Origin of the sequence: Enterococcus gallinarum (genome assembly GCF_021496385.1) — a bacterium.
GTDB classification, from domain to species: Bacteria; Bacillota; Bacilli; order Lactobacillales; family Enterococcaceae; genus Enterococcus_D; species Enterococcus_D gallinarum.
The window spans coordinates 1,230,906-1,247,683 of record NZ_CP050816.1; the positions used below are offsets into that span (position 1 = coordinate 1,230,906).

Here is a 16,778-nt window from a genome sequence, read left to right on the forward strand (position 1 = left end):
ATAAAAAAGCGTCACAGTTAGATTTGCCTAACTGTGACGCTTTTTTATTCGCTATAGCCGATTATGGAAATTCAACATCGAATGAACCATCTTCTGTTTTTACCAACTCGGATAATAATAAATTTCTGATTGCTTCTAGATAAATTGCTTCACGCATTTGAGTGAAAGAACGGTGTGCCTCTACTTGAAACTCATAGATGGGACGGTGTTGTCCCCAGTTTCTTCCATTGATGACTGTTTTCAATTGCTGCAAGTTGTCTGATTGTTCGATCCAAAGAGTATCCAACGCTTTTAAAAGAACAATTCGCTTGAAGAACAGCTGCTGGAAACTGTCTGGCATGAATTGCTGAATGTGAGTCAAACGATCTGAAATCAGAGCTAATAAGAATTTTTTGACGGTTCGTTTATTAAATTTATCCAGTTTCTCGATTTCAAAAATATCAAAATTATAGTCCAAATTATTAAAGATGAAATCAAGGATCGCTTGTTTATTTAGATTCTCTTTCTTAGTGATGAATTGATTGATTGCTTCTTCCATGCATTTGTTGAAGATTTTTTCTAACTCAACTGGCGTGCCTGTCATGATACTGTTCCTCATGCTGTACATTTTGTCTCTTTGAATGGTGATGATTGAGTCAAATTCTAGCGTTGTTTGACGTCCAGTAATTTCTTGATTTTTGCGATTGCTTTGAGACTGATTGATCAATTTATTGTATTTTTTCTTTTTTAATGGATTGAAACCATTGGCTGATTTTTCTTGTTCAGTTAATAGTTCTCGTTCCTGAGCTGCCCATTTAGGTGCACTTTCAACAACGATTTTATCCTCCATGGATACATAAAAAATGCTATCACCAGGGTCTCCTTGACGTCCGGAGCGCCCCCGCAGCTGATTATCGATTCGGTCACTGGTCATTCGTTCGGTTCCAACTACTAACAGACCGCCGTTTTCCCGCGCGTCTTGTTCAAGTTTAATGTCTGTACCGCGTCCAGCCATTGAAGTGGCTACTGTTACGGCCCCTTTTTTGCCCGCTTCTGAGATGATCCAGGATTCTTTGGTCGCTGTTGTAGCATTTAAAAGGTTATGAGGAATTCGATGCTTTAAGAGAATCAGAGAGTATAAAGTCGACATTGAGACCGATCCTGTTTCAATCAGAACGGGACGTTCTTGGATCAAAGCATTTTTTACTGCTTCTAAAGAAGCCATGATCTTTGACTGATTGGTAACATATACGAGGTCCTGATGATCTTTTCGGCGAATGGGTTTATTCGTTGGAATTTCGATTACGTCAATATTATAAGTTTCACGAAATTCGTCAGCGTCTGTTTTGGCTGTCCCGGTCATTCCGGATAAAATCTTGAATTTTCGGAAGAGATTCTGATAGGTAATGGAGCCCATGGATCGGCTTTCCGTGGTGATCTCTACACCTTCTTTGGCTTCGATTGCTTGATGAAGCCCAGCTTGTAGTTTTGTTCCGATCAACTTGCGCCCATTTGCTTCGTCAAGTAAAAGAATTTCATTGTCTTCCACAACATAGTCTTTGTTTAAGTGCAAGAGATAATTGGCCCGCAAGGCAATGACTAAATGGCGGTAAAGATTTTTCCATTTTTCTGAAAGAATGTTTTCGATACCTAAATAGTCTTCTGCTTTTTGAATACCTGTTTCTGTAAACCAGGCGTGGCGCTTATTTTCGCTCCTTAGGTAGTCTTTCCCTTCAATCAGGCTCTTTACAAACCAATCAGATAGCGTAAAAAAGTTGGACTGGACTTTGGGAGCTCCTGAAATGATCAATGGTGTTTGAGCCATATCGAGTAATATTGCATCGATTTCATCAATCAGTACATAATTGAAGTGGGTAACGTATTGTTCATCTGGAGAAACGGCCAAGTTGTCAAACAAGTAGTCAAATCCCAATGCGCTATGGGTAGTATAGACAATGTCTGCTGCATAGACGACCTCTTTGTCGACTTCTTCTCCTTCATCTTCATGTTCGGGGACTCCAGCAGCCACGGTTAGTCCTAGAAAACGATAGACTTTCCCGGTTTCCTCAATATCCCGCAATGCTAAATAAGTATTGGAAGTAATCAAAAAATTTCCTTTGCCTCCCAGACCGTGTAAGTACATCGGCATGGTGGCTGTCAATGTTTTTCCTTCACCGGTTTTCATCTCAGCAACATTGCCATAAAAAAGAGCAATCGCGCCAAGAATTTGGACAAAATAAGGTTCCATTCCTAAGACACGACGGTCTGCTTCGACAACTACAGCATAGGCTTGTGGGAGTATACTCTCTAACTTTTTTCCTAGTTCGAGTTGTTGACGAAAAAGAATAGTTTGCATTTGTAATTCTTGATCCGACAATTGCCGATACTTGTCTGCGAGATTTTGAACCTTTCTCGCTAACCGCATATATTTGCGAAATTTTTTATCTTTCATTTTTGCTGATCCTTCCCCAAAAAATTGATAGTGTTAGCAGATTAATTTGTGTTACTGGCTAATTTAGCACGAATCATTACGTCCTCTAGTTCAAAAAGATAATCCCGCATCAAATCATTGGCTTCTAAAAAAAAGACGATTTTTCCCTTCGGAGCAGCTAGTTTCATTTTTTTGGACGCAATAAGTGGTTCCTTGTTTTGATCAAGCAACGCTTCACCAGAACTTGTTACGAAGTGAAGGGAAAACGTATAGGTTTTGGTGGTGTCCATATTATAGTAGGGAAATTCCCCATGATAGATGGACTCTTGATCAGCTACCTCCAAAGTATCTTCAGTCCGTAAAACGACAGCTTTCAAGTCTAATCTAGGACTAGGTTCATTGTCAGGAGTCCTTGATTCTGCAGTCTGTGTTTCATTATTCGTCAAAGTATCTTTCAAAAAAAAGATACCTCCTAACAGCAAAACAAGAGGTATGATGAGTTCAATTAGTTTCTTCATATGAAATCCTTCTTTTTGGGGATGTTTCTACGGAATTTTCTCCCCTTTTTTTTCCAATCCTCGTCATTCTCAGATGATCATCTAAAAATGAAGCGTTGTTTTCTTATTTGAATTTAAAACGATGATACCACAATGACTAACACCACCTTTTCATTTTTTTTTTCGTTTCAACAAAAAAACAAATAAAAAAGGGGGATTTAAACTTGCTATTATTTTGTTAATCCTTACAGATGAAAAAAAAGTAAGAAAAATTGGAGATGAAAATGAAGAATCAAAAAGAACTCATTCGTAGGATCATCGCGAGTTTCTTCCTGTTGTTCCTCGTTGAGATAGGAAAGCATATTCCGATTCCTTTTTTTATTTCAGAAAAGATACCAGAGGAATCAACTAGCTTGATTCTGAAATTCTTAGCAACATCAACCGGTGGAAATTTCACTGTTCCAACGCTTTTTTCTTTAGGAATGGGACCGTATATGACTGCTCTGATCATCTGGACAACGATCAGCATGATTGATACAGAAAGTATCGGAAATCTTTCCACAAAAAGAATCGGCTATATTCAACGTTGTTTGACTCTTTTATTTGCTGTCCTTCAAAGTTGCGCATTAGTGTTAAAATTTCGTTCATCAATGATCGATCAAAAAGCTGTTGGGGGATCCGTTGTCTTGTTGTTTTTAGGAGCAGTCCTTATTTTGACTGCTGGAGGATTGTTCGTTGCGTGGCTAGCCGATATCAATATCGACAAAGGAATCGGTGGTCAAAGCTTGTTTATCGTTCCAGGTCTATTGATGAACATCCCAGCTATGTTAATTTCGGGACAAACAGAATCCGTCCACTTGAGTCAAAATTTTATGATTGGTTTGGTTATAGTGACTTTAATCTTTATTTATCTAACGCTTTTCCTTTACAGTGCAGAATACCGCATCAATATTGAACGGACAGGTATTGATAGTCGCTTCAACAATTCGTATATTCCCATTCGTCTTTTGCCTGCAGGAGCGATGCCGTTTATGTTTGCGGTAACCGTCTTTTCAATGCCGCAGCTTTTACTCTTGAATGAAAAGTGGGGAGACACAGGCTTTTCGAATTTTATTACGACTTACTTTTCATTTAATAATGTGCGAGGTGTTTTCACTTATGGTCTGATTCTCTATGTTTTAGGTTATGGATTTAGTTTTATTAACGTTCGACCTTACGATATAGCCAAAAATCTTAAAGAGACAGGAGACTATATTTTAAATATTGCACCTGGTAAACAGACGGAGATATATATATTGAAGCGATTATCTACGGTTGCATTGCTTGGCAACAGTTATCTTGTGATCATTTCAATGATTCCGTTATTGATTGGGTTGCAAAATCAGATCATTTCCAACTTAGCTTTTTATTTTGGAAGTATTTTTATGTTGATCATTATTTTAGAAACTATCACAAATGAAATACGCTTCCTCTTTTCCAGACGCACTTACCGGATTTTTTAGAGGATGTTAGGAGGCAATTCTTTGAATTATTTTATTCCCGATTGGACGACCAGCAGCGGCAATTTAGAAAGTGACTACATGATGAATGTCATTCAGCTTTTCAAGAACAATCGAGAACCGTACCACTTATTGTTATTGGAACATATCCCGTTTTTGCGCTATAAAATGCATGCGTATGGGTTAGAAGCAGCTCAGATGACTTCGCTTTACGATCGCTTGCAAGATATTCACAAGATCAATGGGTTTCCTTTAGATGTAGATGACTTGCCTCTTTCTCACAATGTGGAGAAAGTCTATACGCCTTTTGGTATCACGTTGATCAAGGAAGATCAACCATTTGGTGAAATTCGTTTCAATGCTTTTGGCTTTGCGGAACAAATGTATTTAATGACGGACCCTTACCGACAAATTCTCTTCTTCGATGATCGAGGATTTATTTCTGCAAAATCATTGCAGACAGACAATGGGGAACAAGTAAAGAGGATTTACTATAACGAATCGGGAATGGAAAAATGTGTGGAATACTTTGGAGAAAATCCGCATGTTGAGCTGATTGATTCTCAAAGAATTGGACTAAAGAAAAGTCAGTATCGAAGTATGGAGGATCTTCTCTTAGAAATGATGAATCAATTTCAATGGAATAGTGAATCCGAAGATCAACTGATCTGTTTGACAAATGAGCGGAATCTGCGATTGGTCAAAACGAATGAGCAACGAAAGCGAGTGATTCAGATCGTTTCTGATGCTCACCAACTTTCAAAGTGTGCACCAGAGGAAAAAGCAGAATTGTGGGCAGCCGAAAATAAAATTATTACTGATTCCACTAGTAATCAAACAGCGCTCTTATCTTTAATGAGACATTCCGGTGTCAATGACCCATCTCGTATACAGCGCATACCTATTTACACAACTTCTTTCCATCTAGGCAATAGCAACTCCATTCCGCAGCTGGTTCTTTATTGGAACGCCGGTGAGCTTAACGAAGACGTTCTGAGAATCCATCACTTATTGCTGCAAAAAGTCATTCAAAATGATCGTTATGACTTAATTATCGAAACGACGACATTCCAAAGCGAAGTCGTTTTACGTGAAGCACAAAAAGAAATGGTTGATACTCACTTTGGTGTCGATAGTGAATCTGAGGAGTATCAGAAGGTACTGAAGTATTTTGAAGCAAAAAAAGCCAAGAAGTTATTTAAAACAGATGAAGAGGCGATTGAAGAGATTCGAGAAAGCGAAAACTGGAGAAATCTGGCAGAAGCAGTTGATGTCAACTTCAGGATTCACTTTCGATTGGATTCTCACCTCACGACGATTCGACAGGATTTTAATGAGACACGTTTGTATATTGATTTGTCTGCTGAAGTTGATGTGCAGAAACAAGCATTGGCAGTAAGCGCAGGAATTCCTCAGCTCGTTCGGAAGAAAACCGATTATGTTGATGACCAAAAGAATGGGCAAATCATTGGTCAAATCAGAGACCTAGATCCAGCAATCGCTTTTTATATGGATGATTTAAACAATTGGAACCAAGCACTAGTAGAAAATATCAGTTATATTGAACGATTTAGCGAAGAAAATGTCATCAAACAATGGAGGGATCTGCTCTATGGCGTCGTCTAAACAAATAAAGATATTCCATATTGCGGCTGCAGCTGTTTCTTCAAAGTGGCAAAAACAGCTTTCTTCTTTGTTTGTTTATCAATGGCTTCCGTTAGCCTATGATTTCAGAAAAGATGAGCAGGAACTGCAGCTGTTCGAGAAAGACAAATATAACAGCAAGTACCATCGAGCCCTTTTTCTACTAGAGAAAGATGCGTTGATTTTTGAAGACAAGGAGCTATTGGAACAACTGCCAGCCTATCAAATCTTTTACGAAAAAAACTGTCAGCTGTCTCCCGAAGTTCAAGCGCTCTTCACATTAAAAGCAGCAAAACTGTTTGATGAACAACAGTTGGAAAATGTTTTTAGTAGCATCAATGAACAATTTTCAGCGAAGCAGCAAGGATATAAGTTATCGATGGATCACATGAAATTTAATAAAGATGTATCGTTGCAAATCACTAAAGAAGGACATGCAGCTTGTCAGGTAAAGGCACAATTGACACCAGATTATCAGCAAATCACTACTTGGAAAATGACGAACCTGATCCCTAAAGAGGAACGGACATGTTTTTATCCCGAGATCGCAAATATCCAAGGAGAGGCGATACTGAAGATCAAACTTTTTTTCATCAAAGAAAACACAAATCAGGTCATTCAAGTGATTGAGATCGCCCACGATCGCATCCTAAATGGGGATCCGATTTACTTCAAATTGGATCAACAGGCATACATCAACGTCTCATTGTATGCCAAAGGAAATCAAGGACAATTTACGATCGGACAAATGCACTTGCGACGAGCAATGGCAGATGAAAGTGTCATGATTCCAGGGGGCGGCCGGATCCGGGATGATGAGCATCTGGGCGGAGAAGTGATCTATTACTTTAATCCAGGAGACCTAAAACCTCCATTAGCGGTTTATTTTTCCGGATATCGCTCTGCTGAAGGATTCGAAGGACGTGGAATGATGGGGAGCATGGGATGTCCTTTTTTGCTGATTGGTGACCCCCGTCTAGAAGGAGGAAATTTCTATCTAGGCAGCCAGAAATTTGAACAAGAAATCGTAACAATCATATTAGAAAAACTAGCATTGTTGGGATTTCAAAAATCGGATCTCATTTTATCTGGATTGTCGATGGGCACTTTTGGCGCTCTTTATTATGCGAGTGATTTGAGTCCAAACAGTGTCATCGTGGGGAAACCGTTGACGAATCTTGGATCTATTGCACTCAATGAACGCATCAATCGGCCAACAGGATTTCCAACCTCATTGGATATGCTGCTTTACAATATTGGCTTTGTTTCAGAAGAAGCAAGTAGTCAATTGAATGGACGTTTCTGGGAAAAGTTTAAAAGTGGAGACTACAGGCAAACGACATTTGCTATCGCCTACATGAAACAGGACGATTATGACATGGAGGCATTTCCAATGTTATTTGAATTTCTAAAAAACAATTTTCCCATGACTCGTGTTCTATATAAAGGCATGATAGGCCGTCATAACGACAATAGTCCCGCCATCAACAATTGGTTTTTGAAACAATACAAGAATATTCTTGTGCATACATTTCATCGGAATATCAAGAAAATTTTATAAGAAATGGGGGAGTCGATGAATAGCATGTACCGTATCAAGTGGGGGATCGACTTTAATGATAATTACAATTATGGCGCAAAAATAGCCTACACATCCTCTGGTGACGTCGCTTATTCTTCACCTCTGATGCCTCCTGGCGTCAGTATTAAGTCCTGGTATTCGAAAACAGAATTTCACAGTAGTCGAAAATCACCTATGTTGCCGATGTTGCTGCCTGGACACGAGTACGAGTTAACACTTCATGCTGAATTCGATCGTAAAGAAGCAGTCCAGCTGCTGGTGGAATTTTTTGATAAAGACGGCTTTTTTCTTGAAAAACTGGTCTTCGAAACAACCCAGGAGAGCTTCCGTTTTCCACAAAACGCCACTGATTACCAAATTCATATGGTAAACAAAAAGCACCAACAGATTCTTTTTAAGGAATTGGTTTTATCCACTAAGGAGAACCAAGCTTTGGCGGTGGTTCCTATAGGAGCAAACTCAGGCTCAAACTCAGGAGCAAACATTGTTGCAGTTACTCCGTTGGTGGGGGAAAGTGCTGCATTATCGGTCGTATTCGAAAAACAGAATAGTTATGTCAAAGAATATTCACTTCCTGATTGTGAAGCGGGATTATTTATTGAACCCGGTGTTACGGCTGCTTCATCGTTTTTGGAAGTTTTGCTTGAACAAATCTATCAGCGAATCGATAATCCTGATCAAATCACCCTTAAAATGGGACAAAATTTTTCTTTACTGGAATCCTGTTATCACGATGATTTTTCTATACTGGCTTTATTATTTGCAAAACCAAACAAAGAAACTGAGTCAACTGAGCTTATGCATCGTTTGCAGAAAAAAATCGTACTTAATCGAAGGGCACTGAATGTATTAGAAAATTTAAAAGAAAATAGAAAAAAATCAACCTAAATAAAAGGGGGACATCATGAATTTTTTTGTAAATAAAGCAATGGGAATCGGCAATTCTGGTGTGGAACATGCACAGTTCTACCGTGCTGCTTGTTTTGATAGAAAAAATATTCCGTATAAATATATTTTTATGGAATTAGTAAAGAATCTTCATGAAGCGATGGCAGCTTGGAAGATACCAGACAATAAAGTCATCTCCATGTGGGAATATTTTGCCCTAGAAGGTGACTATTTAAGACAAGGAGCTAAAGCGAATTTTACCGCGAAACAGGATCTCTTGGTAGACGCCACGAACACGCATAGGATTAAAGAAACCATCACATCATCAGGATTGAAAATCGTTGAGCACATGGAAAAATCCCCTAGCCGAAAAAAAGAAGGGTTATTGCTAGTTTCAGATTATCGGGTAGAGATTTTTGACTATCGAACGAATCAAAGAAAAATCATGTACAGCTATCGCAATGATCCTCATCGAGGAAGAGTGATGACGAATATTCACTTGTTTGCTTTTAAGGGCAAACATCGCTTTTTTAGAAATGAAGTCTTGCTGCAACGCTTTTTCTTTAAACAATTGATGGAAGAGTTCCCAGAAACCAAAACTATCATCATTGATCGAGGAGAAGAAAGTGAGGCCGCCTTATATGATCATTGTCCTCCAGAAATCAAATTGATCGAAATAGTACATGCTGATCATTTATCTGATCGTGATGTACCTCGTGCGCCTCTTTGGAACAATTATTATGAATATGCATTGACGCATTTAGAGCAAGTTACTCACATCGTTGTTGCGACAGAATTGCAGAGACAAGATCTACTGATCGATTTTCCAAACGAATCCGAAAAAATTGTGACGATCCCTGTGGGGGGGATTCGCGATATGACAGAAGAATCATTTGAAAAAGGCAAACAACAGGCGGAGAAGTTTGTGACGGTCTCTCGCTTGGCATCAGAAAAGCACATTGATCTTGTGATACGTGCAATTGCTGCAGCAAAAAAAGAACATCCAACGCTCTCTTTAGATATCTATGGTCAAGGCGGAGAAGAAAGCAAGTTGAATGCAATAATCAAAGAGCTAAATGCAGAAGAATATATTCAATTAAAAGGCCACTCCCATGCGATCAATGAGGTATATCCCAATTATGATGCCTTTATTTCTGGCTCTTTTTCAGAAGGATTTGGATTGACCTATATCGAAGCATTGAATGCGGGATTACCAATTGTGACATACAAGGCACGTTTTGGGGCGATGGAGTTGATCAAAGAAGGGGTCAACGGGTATTTGAAAGACTTTTCCAGAAATGATGATACCTACAATGTCCAGCAACTAACAGAAGGAATTCGTCAGTTAGTCGCTACTGATTTAAACCAACTTAAAGCCAACACCCGCAAGTCTGTCCGGATGTTTCAAGACTCGATAATTGCAGAGAAATGGAGTGAGTTGATCGATGCATTATGAATTAGTCACTGTAATCCGACCCAATGACCGGATATGGATGACACAAAAATTACGAATCAAAGAAGGAAACCAAGTGTTGTCTATCTCACCAAGTCCAAATTTTCAAGCGATGCTTCAAAAAGAAGCGGTGCAGGGAATAAATATTTTAGATCAAGTCACACAACGGAGCCACGATCCAGAAACCTTTTTATTTTTTAACCAAGTCCCAACGGCTTATTGTACAGAAGTCTATATGAACGAAGATCGTACCATTTCGTTGATTACAGACGGGGATGAAATAGGCAAAGTGAGCTTATACCCTATGACTAGAAGACATGTCAAAGAGGTACGGTACTTCTATCCGGATGGCACGATAGACTTCATTGAAGAATATGCCGCTGACGGGAAATTGTTCTCAACTATTTATTATTGTAACGATCAGGTTCAAGAGATTGCTTTTTTCAATGATCAGCAGCAAAGCATCTTGAATTATTACTTTTATCAGGGAGCAATCAACTTGGTCACGATTCGTGATACTGCAACATTGAAGGTAACCCAGAAATTTAATACAACACTTGATTTCATTCGGGAACAGTTAGCTTTGCGGTTAACAGAAAATGATACCGTGGGAATTTCATACATGGGATTAGAATTGTTCGCTTTAGCAACATCTAATTCAAGAAATACCCTGTATCTAGAAGAGTCGCCTCTTGATGGAAAAGGGAATATCAAAGGAAATTTAATGAGTATTTTAGATGATCACATCCCTTACATCCATAGGGTGGAAGTGGATCAGAAGAATTATCAACTATTGGCAAATAAGAATGTTTGCATGGACAAAGTTGTCTTGAAAGGATGAAGACGAAATGAAGAAAATGAAGGTCAATGAATTGTATGAGCAAATCATGTCATTAATCAAAGAAAACAGCGGATCCATGCTCTCTTTTGAGAATGAGCAGGAGGAAGCAAAGCGCATCCTGCATCAACAAAAAGAATTGATTGATCAATTGATTCAGATCAATCAAGAGATGAAAGCAATGATCAATAAGTCAGAAAATGACATCGATCTAAATGAGATCCAAGCGTTAAAAAAACAATTCAATGCGTCTTTTGAGCAGCAACAGGAAGAGCAAAACAGATTGCAAATGATTTATGAAAAACTCTTTTCTGCTTACGAGGTTGAAAAGCAAATGCTTCGGACGTATTTCTTGAATGAAACCGATCAGATCATTGATATGTTGACCTCAACCGTAGAAAGACAGGATAGCGAAGTGAGTCAATTGAGTCAAGAGCTGATTCATGAATTGCGTTCATTAGAAGAAACAGAAGTAGAAGCTAATACAGGTGCAGAGGAAAACGAACCAACAGAAAACGTTGCAGAAATGAGTGAGTCGCTATAGCTGGCAACTGATCAAATCCAATAGTTAAACACTGTATTCTTCATAGTTGTTAGCTGGAAATAAACTGGGGAGAGGTGATTTCGTTGGCAAATAATCAGTTAGATAAAACGATTCAAGCAGGATTTCAAGAAGAACGAGAAAACGTAAGAGATCACTCGGAAGAGAAAAAAAAAGGGAAAGCTGTCACCATCGTGCTTTCCTTGGTTATGTCGATCGTGATCCTTGGATCGTTGGTCTATTCTTTGTTGGAAGCATTACAGAAGTAAAAATTGGAAATAGGTCCTGCATTTTAGAAAAAAGGATTTGAAAAATATGGAAACTAGATTACTAAGCGTTTGTCGATTAATCAGTACGATCAACCCAGACTTAAAGATACCTGATACATCAGTAGTTGCTGTCAATATTGATCGCGAGAAATTAGAAGAAATCCGCAAATGTAAAGGTCTATCTGTGAAGTCTTTTGAAAGAAAGATTGGGTTATCTCGCTCACGATACTATAGGTGGGTACAATATGAAATCGACCTGCCTTTCGAAATGGTTGTTGGAATCAAGAAAATGTTGAGCATATCAGATACCGAATTGTTAGACATGTTTGCTATGTCAACAGATGAACAACTTCATCTATTAAGTGTACTGATTTATAGCTCTTTATCAACGAAAGAGGACATGTTCGTCACCTTTCTCAAAGTCAGAAAAGAGTTAGAAAAATTTCGTCCTGCTACAGAGGATAATGTGATGTTTAAACTTATGCTGGCCTATTCTGACCTCGTGTTCGGCTGTATGAACCAGAAAGTCCCACAAGCAAGTTTAGAGATGCTTGAAACATTTTTTCTCGGAACTGATTTTTATACATTGTTTGATAGTCTCTTATATTTGGCTACGTTGCGCATCAAACATCGCTATGGATTGCAATCCTCTTCTTTAGAAAAACAAATTTTTCTGTTAGAAAGCTGTCTATTAAAGAAAATAAATGCAACTGACTTTACTGAACTGCGACCAGTTTTAGTAGGAGCCGTATTGGATTTGTCGGAATGTTTGGTGGATATGCAACGCTGTGAAGATGCCATTCAATTGCTTCAACATGCGAGTCGTTTAATGGAAGAACATTGGCATATTGATGTCTACAATCAAACGGTTCTAAAGCTAGTCAAATATCTGATCCTTACAAGGAATACTTCGCAAGAAGATCCAGCTGTGCAACTGTTTTCCAAAAATTTGAAAGGTGCAGAATGGTGCTTACCAAAAGATGAAGTGATGTTTGTGCGAGCAATGATGGAAAAGGAGATGGGGCAAGCGTGAATCGGTGGGTGACGACGATCATTGAATCGAATGCAGCAGATTCAGTCAAAAAGGCGAAAGCAGATGTTTGTGACATTGCCAAGGGGATGGATTATCAGCCTTTATATATTTATCGTTATATCGATGAGAATGAAGATGATTACGCACTTACCTCGAGGATCGATGGCATTACAGCTGGTGTTGCCAATCAAGATATGGTGGTCTACCAATATCCAAGCTATAACGGTGCCCATTTCGATCGGATGTTTTTACAAAGAATGAAGCAAAGAGGGATCTATACGATCTTATTCATCCATGATGCTGAGATGTTGCGAGGAAAAGTCGACTTTGATGAAGCTGCTCTTTTCAACGAAGCCACATTATTAATCGTTCATAGTCAAGCTATGCAGACAGCCTTAGTCGAACGAGGAGTGACCCGAAAAATGGTCCAAAAACCGTTTTTTGACTATCGACACAAGGAAGTAAGTGTCAGTCATGAGCGGCCAGAAAAACGAGTTGTCTTTGCAGGGAATTTAGCAAAAACCCTTTTTTTACAGCAATGGCCCAATCGCACTGAAATTCTCGTATATGGTGAAAAGAATGATCGTCCTTTTGGCGCAAATGTCCATTATTGTGGTGTATTTGAGCAAGAAGAATTGATTCGCAAGATGGAGAAGAATGGCTTTGGTCTTGCGTGGGATGATAAATTGCCAGCTGGTGGTGATTATCAACAGTACACGAAGTATAATGCGCCTCACAAAATTTCATTGTATCTCTCATTAGGCATCCCTGTCATTGTATGGCAACAAGCAGCCATAGCAGAGATGGTACAGAAACTAGGACTTGGGATTATTATCGCTGGGATTGAAGAAATTGACCATAAATTAGGTGAGTTAACAGATGAAGAAATGCTGCGAATGAAGAACAATGTTCTTTCATTTAGTTGCTTACTGCGATCGGGAATATTTACTAGGACTGCACTAGTGGATTCAGAAGTAAAAATACTCCTAAACAAAGGGGCAAATCAAGAATGACACAATCGATGATCACAAAGAAATTATCCGCAATCGTCCAGATCAGCGAGCTAGACCAGATGCTAGCAGAGATGAATCAAACGATCGAACAACGGGATAGTAAAATTGAGCGATTAAAGCAAATGATCTCAGAAAAAAAACAGTCCACCATTGGGTATCGCGATTTTTTTATTCTGAAGAACAGTCAAGATGAGCTGAGAGATCTCTGCCAAAAAATTGACTTGCAGCGGGTCAAAGTCAATGACCTTTTGGAACATGTACGCAATACAAAAGCGATTTTCAACGATTTGTTTTTTTTAGAAACAGAAGTCAACGAACAGGCGAAGAAAATACAAGAACTGTCAAATGCATTCTTTATTCAAGCGGAGACAAAAGAGTAGCGGCTGAAACAACAACAGAATGTTTGGGGAGCAAGAAATCATGACAAATAGGGAAGTTAGGAGGATTAGTGTGGACAAAATCATTGCATTAGACATTGATGAATTTCGAGTAGGCGTCGTTGGCTATGGTTATCAAGATGTCAGAAGTTCTGTTTATTCAGAAGTCAAAAAAAATAATCTGCAGTATCTTTTAGGAAAGAATAATGAACCGACCCACTCCAAAAACAAAGTTGGGGAACGAATTCTTCTCGGGGGAAGCGAGCAAGAAATTACTTGGGGCTTCGACAAGTTATATAGTCGACGTTCGAAGGCTTACCAAACCTTTGGAAATCCATTGGCAGCCATTGGAGACCAAAATTTTAAGACATATATCAAAACGATACTTTCTTATTTAGTAGAGAAGAGAACCTCGCTTTTCACTGAAATTGCAAAGGATTGCTTTAGCTGCTCATTGTGCATTGGCGTAGCAACAGAAAGTTTTGACCAACTGGCAGAAATCGAGAGGCAACTGGCAGAAGAATTCGAGACAGTCGTTAATGGTACCCACTATCGGATACGAATCGAACGAGTAAAACTGATTCCCAAATCGTTGGCTGTGATTTTTGAAAGTAGACGAAACGATATTCATTTAATGTTAGGCGTTGAAGAAATTCTGGCGGGATTGACTTATGTGTTTGAGATTAATGATCATTATCTAACTTGTGACAGTTATGAAAATGGCGAACTGATCAAAAGTACAAAAGTTACAGACGGCTTGTATGAATTAGCCGGCAACGTGGTACAAGCTTACCAAGAAAATGAGGGAAATCATCCCACGCCAACTTTTGATTTGGATGCTGGGGTAATCTACGATATGCTGGTCACAACGAAGAAGAACAATCCATTTATTGTGACGATCAATGGACGTCAGACCGTCGATTTAACCGAAATCGTTAAAAAAGAGCTGACGGCTTTGACGGATCAATTCATTGATTATGTCAATAGTGATCAGGATGTTCAATATGCGGATACAATACTGATCCGGGATATTTCTGCAGGAACGATCAATGAAAACACAGTGAATCAGGTATTAGCTAAAATGGGGCTATCTTGTAAAGTGTTTAATAATAAAAATGCGCTGGGAATGTATTTATTTGGGGAATTGTTCTGGCAAGACCAACCGAAGGCTTCGGCTGATCGCTTTGAGGATAGCCGTCCATCAGCTATGAATCATGGTTTTTCAGAACCGGAAGTGCGTGCAGAATCTGCACCAATCGAAGAGTACGTCGAATCAACTAACCAAATTGATTCCGAGCTATCAGAAGTTACCGAGCAAAAGAGTCATTATCGAAGCTCATCTGTGGAAGCAATTTTTGCAGAACAGTCAGAATTGCTTAAATTCTTGATCAATGATGACAAGGAGCCTTCCATTTAGCAATGAAAAAGAGAATTTTGATCGATAAACGATCAAGATTCTCTTTTTCTCGTGATTGGGTTTTTTTGCTTAAATCCGATACTCGAATAGGGCAAGAATTGGTCATCGGCAATCATCTGTCAGCCAAACTGTCGCAGATGAATGAAGAATCATTCTGTGCTTTAATCTTCTTCGGAGGTTTGCTCCTTCTGATTGCTGGTATCTTCAGCTACCGTCACCGTAAAAAAATCTTTGGGGAAAATCAATTTATCTGGTTCAGAAATGTTTTTTCTCAAAGTTTTTTGATTACTGGTTATTTTATAAGGACACCTAAAATCTGTTTAAATTTTTGGCTCATTTGCTGTGCAGATGGTACACTAGAGTCAAGGGAGGGATCCTATGCTTTGGCTGATAATTGTACTTATTGGACTGATTGCTGGGTTATACTATATTTACCGAACTGCAGTCCTAAAAAAAGGTGTACGTTATTTTGTATCTGCTCTGATCATGCGCAATAACCATTGGTATGAAAAAGAAGGCAGAAAACAACTTGTTCCTTCGGGACAGCGATCACAGGAAGCACCTTCAACTTTCTGGCAAGAAGGGTCCGAATGTACCCTTACTGCAACGGATGATGTTCTGTTACATGCACGGGTCTTTGATCAGTGTGCCAAAACATGGGTGATTTGTCTTCATGGCTATCGCAGTTCTGGACAAGTCGATTGTCAAGATGCCGCGGAACGCTTGTGGCAAGCCGGACACAATGTCTTAGTGCCAGATCTTCGCGGACACGGGCAAAGTGAAGGGCTTCAAATCGGGTTAGGCTGGTTGGATCGCTTAGATCTGATTCTCTGGATCGAGAAATTAGTTGAAAAAGATGCGCAATGCCAGATTTTCTTGTATGGTCAAGGGATGGGGGCCGCAACAGTCCTCTTAGCGAGTGGAGAAGTATTGCCTATTCAAGTTCGAGGATTGATTGCAGACAGCAGCTATACCTCGATCTATAGTTTGATACGAGCCAATTTACCGCGTCTTTCTGGATTACCCGTCAAACGGTTCCTGCGTATGGCAAATCGTTACAGTAAACAATTAGTAGGGTACCCATTTCTACAGATCTCTGTCACACGCCAACTAGGCAGTAACCATTTACCTGTTTTATTTTTACATGGTTCTGAAGATCCATTTGTCTCAGCAGAAGAAACAGACACATTGATGGAAGCAACTGCTGGGGAAAAAAAACGAGTCATTTTTCCAAAGATGGGCCATCTTCAAGCGGTCACAGAAAGTCCAGAATATTGGCCGACTATTCTACAATTTATCCAGGCAACAGAGTAATAG

Annotated in this window: 15 protein-coding genes; 13 read left to right on the forward strand and 2 right to left on the reverse strand. The window is 39.2% G+C overall.

The genetic code is table 11. The annotated features are described in order from the left end of the window. Positions 1–61: 61 nt before the first annotated feature. Together secA2 and HED61_RS05895 are read right to left on the reverse strand one after the other, a co-directional pair. Positions 62–2,431 (reverse strand): accessory Sec system translocase SecA2, encoded by a 2,370-nt coding sequence (secA2, locus tag HED61_RS05890; RefSeq protein WP_219645597.1) that lies wholly within the window; start codon positions 2,429–2,431, stop codon positions 62–64. Positions 2,432–2,472: 41 nt separating this feature from the next. Then, the gene (locus tag HED61_RS05895; protein ID WP_005471818.1) at positions 2,473–2,928 is read right to left on the reverse strand and encodes a hypothetical protein; all 456 of its coding nucleotides are present in this window, start codon (positions 2,926–2,928) and stop codon (positions 2,473–2,475) included. A 263-nt stretch (positions 2,929–3,191) separates the two neighbouring features. Between HED61_RS05895 and HED61_RS05900 the strand changes: the two genes are divergently transcribed. The 13 genes from HED61_RS05900 to HED61_RS05960 all read left to right on the forward strand — a co-directional run bounded on the left by HED61_RS05900 (position 3,192) and on the right by HED61_RS05960 (position 16,775). Next, positions 3,192–4,409 (forward strand): accessory Sec system protein translocase subunit SecY2, encoded by a 1,218-nt coding sequence (locus tag HED61_RS05900; protein WP_219645596.1) that lies wholly within the window; start codon positions 3,192–3,194, stop codon positions 4,407–4,409. A gap of 21 nt (positions 4,410–4,430) precedes the next feature. Then, positions 4,431–6,032: an accessory Sec system protein Asp1 gene (asp1, locus tag HED61_RS05905; protein WP_234981417.1), complete on the forward strand. Its 1,602-nt coding sequence runs from the start codon at positions 4,431–4,433 to the stop codon at positions 6,030–6,032. After that, positions 6,019–7,611 (forward strand): accessory Sec system protein Asp2, encoded by a 1,593-nt coding sequence (gene asp2 / locus HED61_RS05910; RefSeq protein ID WP_219645594.1) that lies wholly within the window; start codon positions 6,019–6,021, stop codon positions 7,609–7,611. Before asp1 ends, asp2 begins: the two co-directional genes overlap by 14 nt. A 15-nt stretch (positions 7,612–7,626) precedes the next feature. Beyond that, positions 7,627–8,520 carry an accessory Sec system protein Asp3 gene (gene asp3 / locus HED61_RS05915; RefSeq protein WP_138371633.1) on the forward strand — a complete coding sequence of 298 codons (894 nt, stop codon included), beginning with the start codon at positions 7,627–7,629 and terminating at the stop codon, positions 8,518–8,520. Between the two features lie 16 nt (positions 8,521–8,536). After that, a complete protein-coding gene (locus tag HED61_RS05920) occupies positions 8,537–9,976 on the forward strand; it encodes a glycosyltransferase (protein WP_003127567.1) in 1,440 nt (479 codons plus the stop codon). Next, positions 9,966–10,814, forward strand: a complete 849-nt coding sequence (locus HED61_RS05925; RefSeq protein WP_219645593.1) for a DUF2963 domain-containing protein — start codon at positions 9,966–9,968, stop codon at positions 10,812–10,814. Before HED61_RS05920 ends, HED61_RS05925 begins: the two co-directional genes overlap by 11 nt. A 7-nt stretch (positions 10,815–10,821) precedes the next feature. Continuing rightward, positions 10,822–11,355: a hypothetical protein gene (locus HED61_RS05930; RefSeq protein ID WP_003127569.1), complete on the forward strand. Its 534-nt coding sequence runs from the start codon at positions 10,822–10,824 to the stop codon at positions 11,353–11,355. Positions 11,356–11,429: 74 nt separating this feature from the next. Then, a complete protein-coding gene (locus HED61_RS05935; protein WP_003127570.1) occupies positions 11,430–11,621 on the forward strand; it encodes a hypothetical protein in 192 nt (63 codons plus the stop codon). A gap of 46 nt (positions 11,622–11,667) precedes the next feature. After that, complete coding sequence (locus HED61_RS05940) at positions 11,668–12,654, forward strand: helix-turn-helix domain-containing protein (protein WP_081131225.1); 987 nt, start codon at positions 11,668–11,670, stop codon at positions 12,652–12,654. Further along, positions 12,651–13,667 carry a hypothetical protein gene (locus HED61_RS05945; protein ID WP_219645592.1) on the forward strand — a complete coding sequence of 339 codons (1,017 nt, stop codon included), beginning with the start codon at positions 12,651–12,653 and terminating at the stop codon, positions 13,665–13,667. The genes HED61_RS05940 and HED61_RS05945 overlap by 4 nt, the downstream gene beginning before the upstream one ends. Further along, positions 13,664–14,047: a hypothetical protein gene (locus tag HED61_RS05950; RefSeq protein WP_003127574.1), complete on the forward strand. Its 384-nt coding sequence runs from the start codon at positions 13,664–13,666 to the stop codon at positions 14,045–14,047. Before HED61_RS05945 ends, HED61_RS05950 begins: the two co-directional genes overlap by 4 nt. A 70-nt stretch (positions 14,048–14,117) precedes the next feature. Then, entirely contained in the window at positions 14,118–15,461 is a 1,344-nt protein-coding gene (locus HED61_RS05955; protein WP_234981418.1) for a hypothetical protein, read from the forward strand. 378 nt (positions 15,462–15,839) lie between these two features. Beyond that, entirely contained in the window at positions 15,840–16,775 is a 936-nt protein-coding gene (locus tag HED61_RS05960; protein ID WP_103300947.1) for an alpha/beta hydrolase, read from the forward strand. The last annotated feature ends 3 nt before the right edge of the window (positions 16,776–16,778 follow it).